Annotated in this window: 13 protein-coding genes; 6 read left to right on the top strand and 7 right to left on the bottom strand. The window is 40.5% G+C overall.

Going from position 1 to position 17,329, the window contains the following annotated elements; translation table 11 throughout:
* Positions 1-3,222: a SusC/RagA family TonB-linked outer membrane protein gene (locus V7S74_RS07330; protein ID WP_406778126.1), complete on the bottom strand. Its 3,222-nt coding sequence runs from the start codon at positions 3,220-3,222 to the stop codon at positions 1-3.
* Between the two features lie 233 nt (positions 3,223-3,455).
* On the opposite strand from V7S74_RS07330, the gene V7S74_RS07325 reads away from it, so the two are divergent.
* Genes V7S74_RS07325 through V7S74_RS07315 form a run of 3 tightly spaced genes read left to right on the top strand, consistent with a single transcriptional unit; the run spans position 3,456 to position 6,350 of the window.
* Positions 3,456-4,151 carry an HAD family hydrolase gene (locus V7S74_RS07325; RefSeq protein WP_406778125.1) on the top strand — a complete coding sequence of 232 codons (696 nt, stop codon included), beginning with the start codon at positions 3,456-3,458 and terminating at the stop codon, positions 4,149-4,151.
* On the top strand, positions 4,144-5,301 hold the full coding sequence (locus tag V7S74_RS07320) for a TIGR03364 family FAD-dependent oxidoreductase (RefSeq protein ID WP_406778124.1): 1,158 nt from the start codon (positions 4,144-4,146) through the stop codon (positions 5,299-5,301). Before V7S74_RS07325 ends, V7S74_RS07320 begins: the two co-directional genes overlap by 8 nt.
* Positions 5,298-6,350 carry an alkaline phosphatase gene (locus V7S74_RS07315; protein ID WP_406778123.1) on the top strand — a complete coding sequence of 351 codons (1,053 nt, stop codon included), beginning with the start codon at positions 5,298-5,300 and terminating at the stop codon, positions 6,348-6,350. The genes V7S74_RS07320 and V7S74_RS07315 overlap by 4 nt, the downstream gene beginning before the upstream one ends.
* Here the strand turns inward: V7S74_RS07315 and V7S74_RS07310 are convergent.
* On the bottom strand, positions 6,341-6,781 hold the full coding sequence (locus V7S74_RS07310) for a GNAT family N-acetyltransferase (protein ID WP_406778122.1): 441 nt from the start codon (positions 6,779-6,781) through the stop codon (positions 6,341-6,343). The genes V7S74_RS07315 and V7S74_RS07310 overlap by 10 nt on opposite strands.
* 107 nt (positions 6,782-6,888) lie before the next feature.
* On the opposite strand from V7S74_RS07310, the gene V7S74_RS07305 reads away from it, so the two are divergent.
* Entirely contained in the window at positions 6,889-7,434 is a 546-nt protein-coding gene (locus tag V7S74_RS07305; protein WP_406778121.1) for an HD domain-containing protein, read from the top strand.
* Positions 7,431-8,693: a DUF5690 family protein gene (locus tag V7S74_RS07300; RefSeq protein ID WP_406778120.1), complete on the top strand. Its 1,263-nt coding sequence runs from the start codon at positions 7,431-7,433 to the stop codon at positions 8,691-8,693. The genes V7S74_RS07305 and V7S74_RS07300 overlap by 4 nt, the downstream gene beginning before the upstream one ends.
* On the opposite strand, the gene V7S74_RS07295 is transcribed toward V7S74_RS07300, so the two are convergent.
* From V7S74_RS07295 to V7S74_RS07275, 5 genes are all read right to left on the bottom strand, one after another.
* Complete coding sequence (locus tag V7S74_RS07295; protein ID WP_406778119.1) at positions 8,667-10,124, bottom strand: inorganic phosphate transporter; 1,458 nt, start codon at positions 10,122-10,124, stop codon at positions 8,667-8,669. The genes V7S74_RS07300 and V7S74_RS07295 overlap by 27 nt on opposite strands.
* A gap of 80 nt (positions 10,125-10,204) precedes the next feature.
* Positions 10,205-11,269 carry a phosphoglyceromutase gene (locus tag V7S74_RS07290; RefSeq protein WP_406778118.1) on the bottom strand — a complete coding sequence of 355 codons (1,065 nt, stop codon included), beginning with the start codon at positions 11,267-11,269 and terminating at the stop codon, positions 10,205-10,207.
* Between the two features lie 132 nt (positions 11,270-11,401).
* The gene (locus tag V7S74_RS07285; protein ID WP_406778117.1) at positions 11,402-11,950 is read right to left on the bottom strand and encodes a hypothetical protein; all 549 of its coding nucleotides are present in this window, start codon (positions 11,948-11,950) and stop codon (positions 11,402-11,404) included.
* A gap of 52 nt (positions 11,951-12,002) precedes the next feature.
* The gene (locus V7S74_RS07280) at positions 12,003-13,769 is read right to left on the bottom strand and encodes an Ig-like domain repeat protein (protein WP_406778116.1); all 1,767 of its coding nucleotides are present in this window, start codon (positions 13,767-13,769) and stop codon (positions 12,003-12,005) included.
* Between the two features lie 36 nt (positions 13,770-13,805).
* Positions 13,806-16,613, bottom strand: a complete 2,808-nt coding sequence (locus V7S74_RS07275) for a TonB-dependent receptor (RefSeq protein WP_406778115.1) — start codon at positions 16,611-16,613, stop codon at positions 13,806-13,808.
* Between the two features lie 326 nt (positions 16,614-16,939).
* Between V7S74_RS07275 and V7S74_RS07270 the strand changes: the two genes are divergently transcribed.
* Positions 16,940-17,284, top strand: a complete 345-nt coding sequence (locus V7S74_RS07270; protein WP_406778114.1) for a hypothetical protein — start codon at positions 16,940-16,942, stop codon at positions 17,282-17,284.
* The last annotated feature ends 45 nt before the right edge of the window (positions 17,285-17,329 follow it).

Raw genomic sequence — 17,329 nt, 5'->3', positions numbered from 1 at the left:
TTAGAATGTGAAGTTTAAGTTAACTCCGTAGCTTCTAACAGAAGGAGTTTGAGAACCAGAAGTTCCATCCGTGATGTATTGAGATAAGTCAATATCTTTCTTCTCAGCGAAGTACAATAAGTTACGACCTACGAAAGATACGTTCGCACCAGATACTGCTTTTCCGAACCACTTAGTGGGAAGTTTCACACCTACTACTACTTCTTTCAACATTCCGAATGAACGACTCATTAAGTTACCTTCATTTGTATTGTAATAACGACTTACGTAGTCTTGTACGAAGGTCTTCACCGTGTTAGGAGCGAATTGTAATTCAGAGTAGTTCGTTACTTTACCGTTTGCATCATACTTGATCGCAACTCCGTTTGAAACTACCACACCTTGACCTACAAAAGCCTTCACACCTAAAGCATCTTGTGGACGAGCAGCTGCGAAAATGCCTTGTGTCGTTCCGATGTGACGTCCACCACGGTAGGTTTGTTGTTGAGTATAATTCACGATAACACCACCAATACGACCATCAAACAACATACTTAAGCTCACATTCTTATAGGTGAATTTATTATTAAGGCCGAAAACAAAGTCTGGATTTGTATTTCCCAAAAATTGTGATTGTGCTCCTGTTAATCTTTCTGGAACACCGGCAGAAGTATTAATAATTTTTCCATCTGGTGTACGTACGAAAGCTGAACCATACAATCTATCCGTACGATCACCCACTTTTAAGAACGTATTTAAGTTTGTGATACCTGGGTAGATTTCAGTCAACCTTTGCTCGAAAGTAGAGTAGTTAGCTAATACATCCCAGCTAAAGTCGGCTGTTTGAATAGGCGTTCCTGTTACAGAGATTTCATACCCTTTCTTCTGAGTCTTGATACCATTCACTAATGCAGAGGTATAACCTGAAGTAGAAGAGATAGGTAATGAGAAGATCGAAGGACCGTCATTCGAGATGAAATAAGCAGCATCGATTCCGATACGGTTTTTGAATAAACGTAAGTCCATACCAAATTCAGTCTGAGAAGTTTCAGATGGATTCAAGTTCGGATTGCTTAATTCGTTACCGTACGTAGCACCCGTTTGGTTGTTGTAGTAGAAACCAGTTGAGTAAACCGTGTTGTTTTGGTAGGAAGGACCATCATATGGAGAGTTATAATTTTCTCCAGAATAAGTTCCTGCCCGGTTATCAATCGTTGATGATGTTAAACCATCTTTTACATTGGCAAATGATCCACGGAATTTCAAGAAGGAAACAACTTCTGGTAAGTTCACATAGTCTGACACAACTGAAACCGCTCCGAATGAAGGGTAGAAGAACGAGTTCTTACCAGCTGGTAAAGTAGATAATTTGTCTAAGCGACCTGTAGCAAACACCGTTAAATATTTCTTATAAGAAAAGTCAGCAGAATAGTAAGCAGAAAGAACATTCATGTCAGAACCAAAGTTTGCCACTTGAACCGGAAGAGCCGAGTTCGAGAAGTTATATAAACCTGGAACGTTCAAATAGTTCGTTGAAGCAAAGATCGACTTGTATTGGAATACGCGTTGAGATGCACCTGCATTGATTTTTGTATTGAAGCCTGATAACAAATCTTTGTCAAACGTTAACAATAATTCTGTATTGTTTTCGAATAAATTACGACGATCTTCACGGTAATCACCACGACGCTCATCACGACCGTAGGTACCCGCAGAATAAGGGAATTTCTCTGTACGAACCATGTCCCAAGTCGTTACTTGCGTACGAGCTAATAAGTTCAAGTTTTCGTTAAAGGTATAACGTAAAGCTGCTTGGCCTACGATATCAGTCTTATAGTGAGAACGCAACCACTCGTATGACATGAAGTAGGGGTTATTATAACGTTGGTATTCTGCATAGATTTGCTGAACACCTTCCTTGCCTTTTTGCCAGTAGTTACGCATATCATCCATGCTCCAGTCTGCTCCAGCCCAATACACGATGTTATAGATAATCGAGTTAGGACCGTAGTTAACATCTGGAATGTTAGGCGTGTATTGACGGTTGTATTGTAAGTTCGACTCAAACTTTAATTTGTTTGAGAACTTGTAATCAGCCGTAATGTTGAAGTTCGTCATATTCAATTGGGTATTAGGTACAATACCTTTTTGATAGATATGAGAAGTAGAGAAACGCAAGTTGTATTTCTCACCTGTTGCCGCTACTGAAACGTTGTTAGTAGACAAGATACCCGTTTCTAAGAAACGCTTTAAGTTGTCCTTACCACGTGCGACCCAAGGAGTACCTGCACGCTTACCAGTGATAGGATCTACTGGAGAATCGTATTGAGGAATTAATTGTCCGTTAAAACGTGGACCCCAACCACCATCGTAGTCACCATCGTTCAAACCACCCCCTTTTCCATCACCGAAAGCATAAGAACCGTGATCACCAGGACCATATTCGTCTTGTACTTCTGGAATCGCGTAGAAACCTGATTGTAATTGAGTAGATGAATTAACTTCTACTGAGAAACCTCGCTTGTCAGCTGAACCACGTTTTGTTGTGATTAAGATCGCACCGTTCTTTCCACGGAAACCATATAAAGCAGACGCTGAAGCTCCTTTTAAAACCGAGTACGTTTCGATATCATCTGCAGAGATATTCCAAGTATCAGAGTTAATAGGTACACCATCTACTACATATAAAACAGTAGAGCTACCACGTAACGAGATATTCGGCTTACGTAATAATTCTGGCTGAGCACCGATCGTTAAACCAGCTACGCGACCTGATAATGCGTTGATTGCGTTTGGCTCGCGTGCTTTGATCGTGTTAGCTCCGTCCACTGTTTGGATAGCCACACCTATTTTACGAACGTCTTTCTTGATACCTAAGGCCGTCACAACTACTTCTTGTAATTGCTTTTGATCTTGTGCTAGAACGACATTTAATTCCGAAACATTTCCTACGGCTACTTCTTTCGCAGCGTAGCCAATCATGGAAAATTGTAAAACTTCATTTCCTGAAACGGCAATCGAATATTGACCATTTGCATCCGTCATGGAGCCTTTCGTGCTTCCTTTAACTCGGATAGTGACACCCGGGATGCCCGCCTTCTCTTCTAAAGAAGTAACCGTCCCCTTCACACTACGAGATTGACCAAAAGAGGTCATACTTACCGTAGTAATCATTGCAAAAACCAGCCAAATCAACGATTTAGGGCTCATTTTAGCAAAAACCATTTGTAGATTGTTTTTCATATGAGTTTGTTTATTTAATATTTGCCACAAAAGTAGACGAATGATGTAAACGCGATTCGAGGAAAAAAATAAGAAATCGTTAAGAAAAATTGTGGCATATTACGTCTATGTTAAGGCTTTGATTTAAACCAAATTTAGCTCCAGAAAATCTTTGAAAAATGCTATTTTAAAAGCGTAACAATTTCGTTACTTCGGCTTAACCTATATGTAATCTACACTTACTAATTTCGAATATGAATCAGATCAAATTAGTCGTTTTAGACATGGCGGGCACCACCGTCCTAGACCAGCACGAAGTCGAACATTGCTTTAAATTAGCCGCTCAGAAGAATGGGTTGCATTCCAGTGACGAACGCATATTAGCCTTGCAGGGCTATGCTAAACTCTATGTTTTTACCCTGTTATGGACGGAACAAATAGGCGAAGGTGATCCGCGAATTACGGAATTGGCTGCCAAGTCCTATGCCGATTTCAAAGAGATTCTAGAAAACCATTACCGCACGCAACCTGTCTATCCTACAGAGGGTTGCTTGGAATTGTTTAAGGCCTTGCATGCGAAAGGAATTAAAATCGCGCTAACCACTGGATTTTACCGCGAAGTGGCGGATATCATTTTAGGTCGTTTAGGCTGGGTTCCCTCCCTAGATGCGACTTCAGGTATTCATCTTTCCGTTACTCCGGATGAAGTGAACGGCGAAGGTCGCCCTTCCCCTGCGATGATTTACTATGCGATGGAAAAATTAGGCGTTACGAATCTGTCGGAGGTATTGAACGTAGGAGATACTCCGGTGGATTTAGCTTTCGGCAAAAATGCTGGCGTAGGCATTGCTTTAGGTGTGTGCAATGGCACTCATACACGTGAACAATTAGAAGGACATCCCAATGATGGACTGATCGAGAAAATATCCGATGTTTTAACTTATGTATAAGAATCGAAAATACGATTTAGTGATCGTAGGTGGTGGTATTATTGGTACTTTTTGTGCTTACCATGCGCTGAGAAAAGGAAAAAGTGTCTTGCTTTTAGAAAAGGATGTACAACCTTACGAGGCGAGTTTCCGGAATTTTGGACAGGCGGTTCCCTCTGGTCAAGCCCTAGATACCTGGTTTAATTACGGCAGAAAATCGCTGAAAATTTACAAAGAGCTTCAAGAAGAGACGGATATTTCAGTGGTAAAGAATGGATCTTGGTATCTCGCGTCTGATGACCAAGAATTGACCTTGTTAGAGGAGATGTTTCAACTGTTCAAAGACCGGGATTATACCTCCCGTTTGTACACGGCTTCTGAAACGCTAGAGATCAATCCCCATTTTAAAAAAGACTACGTAAAAGGCGGCTTATTCATCCCTGAAGAAGCTTCTTTAAATCCCCTAGTGATGGTGCACCGTGTGCGGGAATTTATGATTAAGCACCTGGGATTACATTATTATCCTTTATGCCCAGTCGTAGCCGTGGAGAAAAAACGCGGTATTGCGATGATTAGTACAGCGAAAAAACAAACGTTTTGGGGAGATCAAGTAATCCTTGCTAATGGCCGCGATACCCAATTTTTACTCCCTGAACACTATCCCGCAGCTGAATTAAAAATTAGCAAATTGCAGATGATGCGATTAGCTCCGCAAAAGAAGATTTTGAAATCGAATATTTTAACGGGCTTGACGATTCGCAGATATGAAAGCTTTCATTCCTGCCCTTCATTTAAAAAAATCTACACCTCCTCAGAGCAGAAAGTATTACAGGAAAAAGGCATACACATTTTGTTCAAACAAGCAGATGACGGCTCCATCATTTTAGGGGATTCCCATGAATATGTGCCGGCGAATGAGCAAGCGAATTTTGGGTTTGAAGTATCCTCAGAGATCAATGATATGATGCTACAGGAGGCAAAGCGAATTACAAACCTAGACAATTGGACTGTAGATTCTACTTGGGCTGGATTTTATTTACAAGGTACGCAATCAGAGGTCTACACGAAAGTGGTGGACGATGTCATTCATATCATTAACGGCATAGGTGGAAAAGGCATGACAACCTCCCCTGGCTTTACCGCAGAATACATTTCTAAATTATACTCATGAAAAAAATCTTCGCACTCTGCCTAATCAGTGCCCATTTATTCGCCCAAAAAGCCCCCAAAAATGTCATCTTTCTCATCGGTGACGGCATGGGTGTTAGCCAAATTTATGCTGGACTAACGGCTAATCGGGGTCATTTAAATTTAGAACGCATCAAGGTAATAGGGTTTCACAAAAACCAGGCATCTGATAATTATGTGACGGATTCAGCAGCGGGAGCAACGGCCTTTGCCACCGGGAAACAAACCTATAATGGAGCCATTGGATTGGATTCCTTGAAAGTTCCTTCGACGACTTTACTAGAAATGGCTGAGAAAAAAGGGCTTGCTACGGGCCTAGTGAGCACTTGTGATATTACTGATGCCACACCTTCCTCTTTTATAGCTCATCAACGTACGCGCTCGATGCACGAAGAAATCGCAGGGGACTTTTTAAAGACCGATATCGATGTGGTGATAGGAGGTGGCAGAAAGTATTTCGAGAAGCGAAAAGATGGTTTAAATCTAGTAGACAGTTTGCGTAAAAAAGGCTACCAAGTTCATTCAGATTTAGCTCTAGATGGCGTAAACAAAGGAAAATTAGTGGCCTTGTACGCAGAGGAAAATCCGATTAAAGTAATGGAAGGCAGAGGGGATGCCCTTTTGTATTCGGCAAAAAAATCACTAGAGATTTTAGGCCAAAACAAGAAAGGATTCTTCGTGATGATTGAGGGTTCACAGATCGATTGGGGTGGACACGCAAATGACGCTGACTACATAGTTACCGAGATGGTGGACTTCGATAAGAGTATCGGTTATGCACTCGATTTTGCCGCTAAAAACAAAGAAACTTTAGTGGTGATTACGGCTGATCACGAAACGGGTGGATTTGCCTTGATGGGTGGAAATATGAAAACGGGCGAGGTAAAAGGTGCCTTCACAACGAAAGGGCATACGGGTCAAATGATCCCCGTTTTTGCCTTCGGGCCTGGATCAGAGGCGTTCGCAGGCATCTACAATAACTACGATATATTTACGAAAATCAAGCAGGCTTTGCAGCTAGGTCAAAAGTAAATCGTAAACTTTTCATGTGAATTCAAGAAGCCCACGGATTGATAGAATGCGTGGGCTTCTTTGCGTCTTTTATTCGAGGTTACCTCGAGTGATTTAGCCCCTAAGCGAGATAGCTCAGGCTTCAGTGCATCGATTAATTGACGACCCACTCCCCTACCCTGATGTGACGCGGTCACGATCAATTCCTGAATTTCAAATACGAGCCCTTCGTGGTGTAGAAGGGGCTGGCCTTTACAAGAGATAAAACCGCAAATGCGCTCGTCTTCTGCAACGGCCACTTTCAGGAAGGTCAGAGAATCCGCTAGATAGGTTTGGAAAATTTGCGTAAAAATTGCCGCATCAAATACCCGATTTTCGAGCTCCTCTAGGAGTACTAAAATGGCGTTTTCATCACTAGAAATAGCGGGACGAATAAAGGGAATTGTAGTCATATTACGGAATCATTAATCGCGTGTGAAATCTCTTTTAAATCGCCCAAAATGGCTTTTTTAGGCTTTTTAATAGGCCTAATTTACAGAATATTTGAAAGAAATACGCCATGAAAGATCCCGTTTTAAAAATCATTCAACTGTTTAATGAGCAAGGTGACTCGGAATATGGAGGAGAACCTGTTACCCAAGGGGAGCATGCTTTGCAATCCGCACATTTAGCGATGGCAGAAGGAGCGCCGAGCAGTTTAGTGGTTGCCTCTCTACTTCACGATGTGGGGCACTTATTGCATGCACTTCCAGATGATGCGCCGGAGAAAGGAATTGATGATTTGCACGAGGAATTAGGCTATCGTTTTCTACAAAAATATTTCGTTCCAGCGGTGTCAGAACCTGTGCATTTACATGTGGCCGCAAAGCGCTATTTGTGTGCGGTGGAGGAAGATTATTTTGCCTTGTTAAGTGAGCCCTCGGTTATCAGTTTGGAATTACAGGGTGGACCCATGTCCCCTATCGAATGCAAGGCATTTGAATCGAATCCTTTCTATCAAGATGCGGTCCGTTTACGTCGCTTTGATGACCTAGCTAAGATTCCGAATCTTCCGGTAGAGCCTATCGAATTTTATGCGGAACTACTGAGGGAAAATCTGAAATGATAGCGGCAAATCAGAATAAATGGACTTGGCATCCGGCTTGGTCGATGGTCGCGGCTTTTGGCTGTTATTTTTGCGTTTACGGATTTCGCAAACCTTTTACCGCAGGCACCTATGAGGAACAGTTTTTCATGGGCATCCATTGGAAATCCATCCTCATCTCTTCCCAAATTGCGGGCTACATGCTCTCGAAATGGTGTGGCATCTTCTTTGTATCCTCTATCACCTGGGAGAAAAGAGCAAGAGCTATAATTCTCAGTATTGTCGTTGCAGAACTCGCATTACTAGGTTTTGGATTAGTGCCAAAACCTTTTAACCTACTCTTTCTATTGATCAACGGCCTCCCGCTGGGCATGATTTTCGGCTACATACAAGGCTTTCTAGAGGGCAAAAAGAATACCGAATTATTTATCGCGGCACTAGGTAGCAGTTTCATTTTGGCGGATGGAGTCTCTAAATCAGTAGGCGTCTCCTTATTGAATTATGGTGTACCAGAAAACTGGATGCCTTTTGCGGCGGGTTTAATTTATGCGCTACCCTTTCTATTTTTCGTATGGATGCTCACGATGATTCCACGTCCTACAGCAGAAGAAATAGCAGATCGATCGGAGCGTCAACCCATGACCCAAAAAGACCGCGTACAATTAGTCAAGCAATTATGGCCTGGGATTTTTTCCATTGCTTTGCTGTATCTCTTTGCGTCTTTATTACGAGGTATTCGATCGGATTTTGCGCCAGAAATTTGGCAGTATCTAGGCTACCAAGGAGTGCCTTCTATCTATTCTCAAACGGAGATCTGGGTAACAGTGGGAATCTTGGTAATCAATGGAAGTTTAGTCTTAATCAAGCGAAATTATGCGGCCTTTTTTATCAGCTTAGGCGCCATCGCTTTAGGCTATGTTTTACTGGTGATTGCGGGACTTTGGGGCAAAGAAGGCTTAAATAGCTTTTGGTTAATTGTGTTAACCGGATTCGGTATATACTTACCTTATTTAACAATTACAACGTCTGTATTCGAACGCATGATTGCAATCACGAGACACAAAGCAAATATCGGTTTTTTGATGTATATCGTAGACTCGATTGGCTACTTAGGATACAATGTATTGTTAATTGCGGCAGGCTTTATTTTTCCAAATTGGAACCTGCCGCAACTCTTTTTCTCTTGGATCACGGTCCTCGGTTTCGTGGGACTTGCCCTTTCTGCCGGATCGTGGATTTATTTCAAAGGAATCTTATCCCGTAATCCAACGGAAGAATAAGAACAAACCAGCTGATAAAACAACCGTTACAGGCAAGGTTAAAATCCACGCTAGGACGATGTTCTTCACGGTATCACCTTGCAAGTTTTTAATACCACGTTGTGCTACCATCGTTCCGGCAATACCTGAACTCAATACGTGTGTTGTACTTACAGGCCACTTATAAGCGGTCGCTAACCCAATAGTTAAAGAAGCAATTAATTCAGCAGAGGCACCTTGCGCATAAGTCAAGTGGTCTTTACCGATCTTCTCTCCGATGGTTACTACAATACGTTTCCAACCGATCATGGTACCTAAGCCTAATGACAAGGCTACCATCCACATGACCCAATTAGGAGCAAAGTCCGTTACACCTGCAATGCCAGTGCTAGATGAAGCTCCAAAAGTAAAAAAGGGAGCTTTTGAACCTGCTGTTGCTTTTTTCCAAGCCGATTTATCATTTTCTGAAAGCGCTACCGATTCACTCTCAATCAATTTTTTCGAGTGCTTATTAATCGTTAAAGCCGCTTTACGGATAGCAAATTTTTGATCCGTAGTTAACGTAGCTGGAGTTAAATTTTGAGACGTGATGATTGCTAAATCTGAAGCTGAATGTTTCAAATCAGCTAAATTACCGCGCTCCTTTTCCGATAAAGGAATGGTGTCAATCTTAGCCGTCACCGTTTGAACCGTAGCTAAACTTGACTTCACCATCTGCATATCTAAGGTCGTATTAATCGCGAAATAGCCTGGTAAGAAGGCGATCAAAATCACCATCACTAAACCGATACCTTTTTGGCCATCATTTCTTCCGTGAAAGAAAGAAACCAAGGTACAAGTAGCGATAAGTAATGAACGAATCCATAAGGGTGGTGGTGACTTTTTCTTTGGCTCTTTAAATATCTCCTTATTCGTAACCGTCTTCTTTAGGATGTACATCAAGATAATCGCCAAGGCAAAACCAAACAAAGGCGACAATAAAAGGGCTTGTCCGATTTCAATTACTTTATCCCAATTCAAGGCTGAAATACCTTTATTCGAAGCTTCTGGCAATAAGGCATGACCTAATCCGATACCAATAATGGAACCAATCAAGGTATGAGAGCTAGAAGCCGGAATACCAAAATACCACGTTCCTAGATTCCAAATAATCGCTGATATAAGCAATGAAAGGGCCATGGCCATGGAATGATACACATTGGTATCGACGAGCAATTCCGTAGGGAGCAGGCCAATAATACTCATGGTCACACCTACGCCTCCCGTTAATAAACCTAAAAAGTTCATGAATCCTGACCAAACAACTGCCTGCGTAGGACGCAAAGAGTGGGTATAAATAACAGTGGCTACTGCGTTTGCCGTATCGTGAAAACCATTCACAAATTCAAAAGCACATGCGGCTAATAAGCAGAAACACAGTAGGAAGAACAACGTAGGATCTAATCCGAACATAAAAATATGTTTAATATAAAAAATCAATTTACTAAGGTAAGTCGCATTTACATTACCCATGTTAAGGAATTGTTAAATCCCTATTTCACCACGCTTTTAAAATTAACACCTATCGCCTTAGCAGCCTTGTGAATCAGATCTTTTTGGAATACTTGCTCCCTAGATTTAACCTCCCCTAAAGCGGGTACATTTGCCCCAATCATCGCATACCAGATCTGGTAGCAATCTTTCACCTTGTTCCCGTGCGATGTCCATTGCGCTTTAATCGCATCTCCACGACCATGATCAGTCGTAATTAACAAGGTAGTTTTACCCTTGTAATCTGGATCAGTATTTACAAAATCCCAAATCTCTCCTACCCACGCATCGAATTGATGTGCCGCATCAAGGTAATGATTATATGCCCCCTCATGCGCAAATTCATCTGTCTCTCCATAAGAAATATATAAGGCCTTAGGCTTATTCTTTTTCAAATAATGCATCGCCTTGTAATGAGTAAATACATCAATAGATTCAGCCATACCAAAAGGCTTGAACGTTTCTTTTAACATGTTAGCCAGCATCTTCATTTCTGGATCCTTCTCTAATTCTGGATAAGAATCAAATGCATTCACAACCGGGAATCCCGCTCTTTTTTCATTCAAAATACGATCAAAAGCATCCCAGGCACCGAAAGCCGCCACCTTTCCTTTGTAGGCTGGCAACGAGTTCAGGTATTCGAAGAAGTTCGTATTCGGATTAGGTTTGTATTCGTTCGAGTTGACAGCCGTATCTACTTGGCCGGTTAAGATCTCACTATAACCTGGATAAGAAAACCAATATGGATTCGCATTATCCACTTGACTACCTTCGTTTCTATTCCCGTGTAGTTGACCAGCGGCAGCTAACTTACCCCAGAAGAAAGGCATTAACTTTTCCCGTCTATCCTTCAAGGTAGGCGCATAATATTGCTGAATTAATCGAGCCGAATCACCGTGGTGAAAGCGCTTAATTTTAACAATGGATGTATCGATTCCATTAAATAATTCCTGCCAGCGGTAACCATCCGTGGTGATGACAATGACGCGTGCATCGGAATCTTTTTGTGCTGTAGCCGAGAAAGAAACGGCAAATAAAATTAGAAGTAAAGTGTATAGTTTGTTCATATTTTTGTTTAGAAAGCCAAAGCTAATTTATTAGCATAAACTAAATGTAAACATCAGATTATCATATCAATAAAACAAGAAATGCTAAGGGGATTCCCCTCAGCATTTTCTGTATTACACCAATATATTATCTTAAAGTGCCCCGGTAGAGACCCAGGTCTTCTTTTCTTTATCGTATTTCAAGTATTGATCAGGCCACTCCACATAATGCTCCATCTTTAAATACTCATTGAGGTTTCCTTTTTTGATTAATTCTTTGAAAAGAAAACTTCCTCTCTCTACCACTAATTCCTCTGAGTAATGGGGTGTATTTACCACTTCCTCAAAATTTTCTGGCTGCAAGCTTCCTTCTTTCAAAGTAAACTTACCTACAACGCCTCGACGTAATTCCTTCAAATTAGCCACTGGGCGACTAAGCAAAAAGTAGCATTCTCCGTTTTCTAATTTGGTCAATTTGACAAAATGGTAAAGCGGCAAACGGCTCACATATTCTGCTCTAAATTTCTTTTGAAACCTCGTGTCTATATTTGCGTAAGTTGCATTTTCTGAAACGTAGGTTATCACATTGGTTAATAGCGTATCTCGTTCAGCATCTGAGAAGTAATATTCTACCTCGTCTTTCGAATGGCAGGCTGAAAAAATAAATAAACTAATGAATATTGGTGCGAGTATCTTTTTCATTGGTGTATAAAAAAGGGCCACCTGTGTTACAGGTGGCCCTTTAGTTTAATTCTTACTTGATGTAAAGAACTGAGTTAGGAGAATATTCAGCCCAACCTGAAGTCCAGTCTGTATCCTTGAATGCACCGATATAATCCGTTGCAGTCATACCAGTTAACGTAGGTAAAGCAGTTCCGATTAAAGACTCTGAAGTACCAGCAGTTAAAGTTAATGTAGGACGTGAAGACCATAAAGCTGAAGAGATACCTGTATTAGCTGTAGAAGTTAATACCTTATTTCCTGCGATTGCTTTGAACCAATCAGATGCCTTAACACCTGCACCGATTTCGATAGGCTTTGTCGCAACTGTACCAGAAGCACCAGTCTTAGCAATTTGCTCTTCGTCAGCTACAGCTACTCCGAATCCATAAACGTTTGCGTTTAATGACTTGAATGCACCAGTAATACCTGTTGTACCCGCAATAACTACGTTCTTCACAATTAAGTCGCCGTTAGCTGCGTTAGTTTTTGCACTACCTTTTTGGCTATCAATGTATAAACCAGTTGGGTAACCTGTGATAAACGTATTGTAAACTTTCAATTTATTGTTACGACGTAACTGAGCACCATTTTGGAAGTTGTTATCAGCATAAGCAGAAGAAGTTCCGATAGGTCCTACGATTGACATATTTGCAAAAGTCGCTGAAGTAAATGGAGTTGCAGCATCACCGTTTGAGTTATTATCAACCTCAAAACCATTTGATCCAGAAGCATCCGCTAAGTTACCATCACGGTATCCTAAACCGAATTGTACATTTCCAGAGAAACCGTTATCTACGTCGAAATCATCATCCGTGCCTTTGTAAGCGATCAAATACTTCGCGTTTACAGTTCCACCGAACCACTCAAATGAATCATCCAATCCATAAGAAGCTTGGATATACTCAATTGTAGTACCTGAACCTACTGAACCCATTGTTAATGAGTTGATCTCTTGGTTTGGATTTAAAGGAATTCCACCGTACTCAATACGTACATACTTCAAAGTACCTGAATTATCATCAGCCACAGTACCACCGTGGAATCCTTTGTAACCACCTTCTAATTCAACTGTACCAGTCAAGTTATTCGGAGCTTTACCGCAAATTACAACACCACCCCAATCACCTGGAGCACGAGAACCTACACCTTCAGCAGAAGTAAATACGATAGGAGCAGCAGCAGTTCCGATAGCATTGATCTTAGAACCACGTTGAACGATTAAAGTACCTTTTGTAGCCTTGTCTCCAATGATTACAGTACCAGCTTCGATGGTAAGAACACCTACTTTTGAAATAGTTCCAAACACAGCTTCCTCACCTACACGAACATATCCTTTTAGACGGTAGATTTTGTTAGCTGTCCAAGTTACGTTACCTTCGATAACACCTTCTACATCCACAATCGTCTTAGGAGGGATGGCAGAAACTGCAACAGGGATCGCTACTAAAGTAGAAACTTGGTTTTGGTTATCCGTTACTTGAATAGTAAAGTTAACTGTTGTTCCAGCAGCGCCTTCAACAACGTAATCCTTTACGTACTCATACGTTTTTTCACCAGCTAAAATCTTAGAATCAAAAGCCGCACCGTTTTTCAAAACTGTGATAGACTTAATACCAGCAGGAGCATTAATTGTTGCTTTTACTGTAACTGTAGAACCTGGAGTTCCAGCGAAAGTTCCTGAAGTAGAAACTGTAGGTAAAGGGAACACTTCGTCCTCTTTTGAACATCCCGCTAATGTTACTACTACTAGAGCTAACATCGCGAAAACTTTAAACATGTTTGTTTGTAAGCGTTTCATTTTGTGTTTAATTAAAATTTAGTTGAAATTTATTTATTAGTTAAAAGGTGATACGATAATTCCTAGGGATACTACACGACCTGGTGCATAGTTCTGAATGATTTGGTCTTGGTTTCTGTCAAAAACTTGATCTTGGTTACCGTCTTGTAAGATGGTATTACCTTGATTTAACAAGTCACTAACTCCACCTTTGATCATTAACATCTTTGAAATTTGCTTCGAGAAATTGAAATCAATTACGTTACGAGGCATTTCAAACCAGTCTGGATAAGGTGAACCAAAGTTGTTACCAACAGCGAAAATACGCTTACCGATAACATTGTAATTTAGGTTAAGCTGAAGGCCTTTTTTCGCATCATTATAGTTCAATCCAGCATTGATGATATAAGGTGATTGACCTTGTAATGGACGATCATCTGATTGATCTTTTGCCACAGCATCGTCTAACTTAACACGGCTGATAATGTAAGTTCCGTTAAATACTAAACTTGTTTTACCTAAAAACGATGATGGATTTGCTGCGTTTAAGTTCTTTCTAAATTCTGCTTCTAAACCTGTTGAATAAGCCGATTTAGCATTTGAAAAGTTAAGAATTGGATTAGCACCTGAAGCGAACACAACCTCAATTGGATTAGTAAAGTCCTTGTAGAATGCAGCAATACTAATTAACTCTGAAGGCGTTGGATAGAATTCATAACGGAAATCAAAGTTTTGAATATCTGCGTTTTTCAACGTTGGATTACCTGATACCGTTCTATTATTTACGAAATCATAGAAAGAGAAAGGAGCAAGCTCTCTAAATTCAGGTCTATTCAATGTCTTACCATAGGCTAAACGAAGAAGTGATTTCTCAGAGAAGTTATAGGTTAAGTTCAATGAAGGCAATAAATCTAAGCGCGTATTGTCATAGTTAATTGCCTTACCTACTAAGTCAGCAGAGTTTAATTTTTGGCTATTTTGTTCTGCCCGTACACCCGCAATAGCGTTGAATTTCTTACCAATTGCATAATTTACTGAGGCATAAGCTGCAATTAAATTATTCGTCGCTTTGTAAGAGTCATTCGGGTTCGTTTGCTCGTCAATTTTAATTCCAGTAGATGAATTAAAGTTCTGTGGAGAGAATAATTGATCGATTGGTAAAGTCGTTTGGAAGGTAGGGGTTGATTTTACGTAACCAATATTTCTAGCTCCGAAATTACGTACCTTATCCTCATAGAATAAACCTGTTTTAAAGTCTAATTCCTTATCTGAACCTACTTTAACTCGCTTATCCAAATTCCATGCACCAGTATAAGAACTCTCATCCATGTTGATGTACGTACGACCTAAAATAAATGTTTGTGCCGCACCATTTGGAATAAATAAACTTGAATTAGTCCCATCTACATTATAGCGGAAACGCTTGTAATCTGGCTGGTTACGGTAAGCTGCATTATAACCTACCATCCAATCTGTTTTCAAGCTACCATCTTGAAGTTCATGACGTCCTGTTAATTGACCTGTATAAATACCACGGAAAACTTGGTCAAATGAACGAATATCCCAGTTAGAACCATTATCAAATCCTGAACGCTGGATATACTGCGTATTAGATAATTGGTTGAATAAATTCTTAAACTCAAATACAGATCCTCCAGGAAGCTTTGCTGACCAGTTATGAGAAACACCCACACGAATCGCGTTTGAATATTGATTGTCTACGAAAGAGAAAATTTCATCTGGCTCACCCGTTGCTCCAATTTGAGAATATCCCCAATCATTACGCTCCATTCTGAAGATTGAACGTGTATTTGAGTAATTGATACCTGTTACGTTTCCAATTTTTACATCACCAGCATTCAATTTAAGGCCACCAGAAAGAGAGGCACGAATATCAGGCAAAGCAGATGATTGAATAGGTAGCCAATTGTTTTTTAACGATGCACCGATCGCATCAAGTCCAGCTGGTGAAGAACCGATTAAAGCCGTTCTGTTAATAGGAAATGATTTAGGCAAATCGAAATACCCTTGGTCAAATCCCGTCCAAGCTAGGCTTGAGTTTTTCGTTGTAAAAAACTTCTCTCCCGTCGTTCCTTCTCTGTATGAGCTAGAAACGTCTAAGGTCAAGTAATTATTTTCTGGGATAGACTTTGTAAAGATCTTTACTACACCACCTGCGAATTCACCTGGAATTTCAGCTGATGGAGATTTGAATACCAAAATACGGTCGATTTGACCTGCTGGAATGATATCGAATGAGAATGAACGCACATCCGTTTCCATTGATGGAGCGAAGGCGTTGTTCAATTGAACGGTGTTATAACGCTCGTTAAGACCACGGATGTTGATAAAACGTTCACCGAAGATGGTAACACCTGGTACACGCTTTACAACCTCTGCTGCTGTACGATCCAACGTTTTCGTGATTTGTGCAGCTGAGATACCACTGACAACTAATTGAGAAGCTTTAATTTCAGAGATTACTGAAACCTCCGTGTTAGTTAAACGTTGTGCTACGACTTTCACCTCAGCTAAAGTCGAGCTCGTTTCTTCGATAGCAAGGTTCAATTCTGTTACTTGACCTGCCTCCACTTTAACTCCTTCATAAATTTTAGAATCGTAACCTACATAAGAGATCTTTAAAGAGTAAGATCCTGCTGGAAGTTTAGCGAAAGAGAAGAAACCGTTAATGTCTGTCGCAGCTCCTTTGTTAATGCCTTGCACTAAAATGGTTGCTCCGATAATGTCTTCTTTGGTTTTAGCGTCCTTAATGGTTCCGCGTAAGGTTCCTTCTTGTGCAAAAGACGCTCCAGAGAGCGTAAAGAATAGAATGATTAGATTGGTGTACTTGTAAATTGATTTCATAAAAGAATACTGGTGATTTTTTTTCGACACAAAAGTACACCCTTCGACAAGGGTCAGCGTTATGCGTATGTTAGGCTTTTGTTAAGGAAATGTTAAATGAGATTATAGTTTCTTAACAATTCCATAACATTGATATTTTTCGCAGAAAATTTCACTTTTCTACTCTGATTTATTGCACAATTTCAAGTTTTTGCATTTTTTATAGAAGAACTTTCTTGAAAAAGTGAAAATTAACGCGGATTTAATTGGGAGGTAATGTTAAACGCCTAGTTTTGGGACAACAAACGGAAATCATTCCGCCTAAGTATTATTAAAAATCAAGCATCATGAAAAAGTACACATTTGCTGCGTTCATTTTTGCAGCCAGCCTGTTTGTAGTTTCTGCCGCTAATGGAGCAGAATTATCTCTTCCCGTGAACATCGAATCAGTAGGTAAATTAAAATATATGGTATCTGTACAGGCGAAAGCTGGTGCAACCGTGATTATCTACGATGCAGAAAACAATGAGATTCACAAAGAGAACATCACATCGAAAAAATTATTCAATTTAGCTGGATTAGCAGATGGTAGCTACCGTATGGAAGTTCTTGATATCAGAAAGAACGTAATCTCATCTAAGTCATTTACGATTAAAACGGAGGTAAAGCGTGATATCATCGCCATGAACTAATTACCCAACATCAACGAATTATAGTGAAAGATTAAGGGTAAAAAG

Origin of the sequence: Aquirufa novilacunae (genome assembly GCF_045310505.1) — a bacterium.
In the GTDB taxonomy this organism is placed as follows: domain Bacteria; phylum Bacteroidota; class Bacteroidia; order Cytophagales; family Spirosomataceae; genus Aquirufa; species Aquirufa novilacunae.
Note: the sequence above shows the minus strand (reverse complement) of the source record. Positions and strands in the feature narration are given on the sequence as shown.

Excerpts from the sequence above, each read along its gene's own strand:
- V7S74_RS07325 (WP_406778125.1), top strand. The coding sequence starts at position 3,456 with ATGAATCAGATCAAATTAGTCGTTTTAGACATGGCGGGCACCACCGTC.
- V7S74_RS07305 (WP_406778121.1), top strand. The coding sequence starts at position 6,889 with ATGAAAGATCCCGTTTTAAAAATCATTCAACTGTTTAATGAGCAAGGT.
- V7S74_RS07300 (WP_406778120.1), top strand. The coding sequence starts at position 7,431 with ATGATAGCGGCAAATCAGAATAAATGGACTTGGCATCCGGCTTGGTCG.
- V7S74_RS07320 (WP_406778124.1), top strand. The coding sequence starts at position 4,144 with ATGTATAAGAATCGAAAATACGATTTAGTGATCGTAGGTGGTGGTATT.
- V7S74_RS07280 (WP_406778116.1), bottom strand. The coding sequence starts at position 13,769 with ATGAAACGCTTACAAACAAACATGTTTAAAGTTTTCGCGATGTTAGCT.
- V7S74_RS07275 (WP_406778115.1), bottom strand. The coding sequence starts at position 16,613 with ATGAAATCAATTTACAAGTACACCAATCTAATCATTCTATTCTTTACG.
- V7S74_RS07310 (WP_406778122.1), bottom strand. The coding sequence starts at position 6,781 with ATGACTACAATTCCCTTTATTCGTCCCGCTATTTCTAGTGATGAAAAC.
- V7S74_RS07285 (WP_406778117.1), bottom strand. The coding sequence starts at position 11,950 with ATGAAAAAGATACTCGCACCAATATTCATTAGTTTATTTATTTTTTCA.
- V7S74_RS07295 (WP_406778119.1), bottom strand. The coding sequence starts at position 10,124 with ATGTTCGGATTAGATCCTACGTTGTTCTTCCTACTGTGTTTCTGCTTA.
- V7S74_RS07315 (WP_406778123.1), top strand. The coding sequence starts at position 5,298 with ATGAAAAAAATCTTCGCACTCTGCCTAATCAGTGCCCATTTATTCGCC.
- V7S74_RS07270 (WP_406778114.1), top strand. The coding sequence starts at position 16,940 with ATGAAAAAGTACACATTTGCTGCGTTCATTTTTGCAGCCAGCCTGTTT.
- V7S74_RS07290 (WP_406778118.1), bottom strand. The coding sequence starts at position 11,269 with ATGAACAAACTATACACTTTACTTCTAATTTTATTTGCCGTTTCTTTC.
- V7S74_RS07330 (WP_406778126.1), bottom strand. The coding sequence starts at position 3,222 with ATGAAAAACAATCTACAAATGGTTTTTGCTAAAATGAGCCCTAAATCG.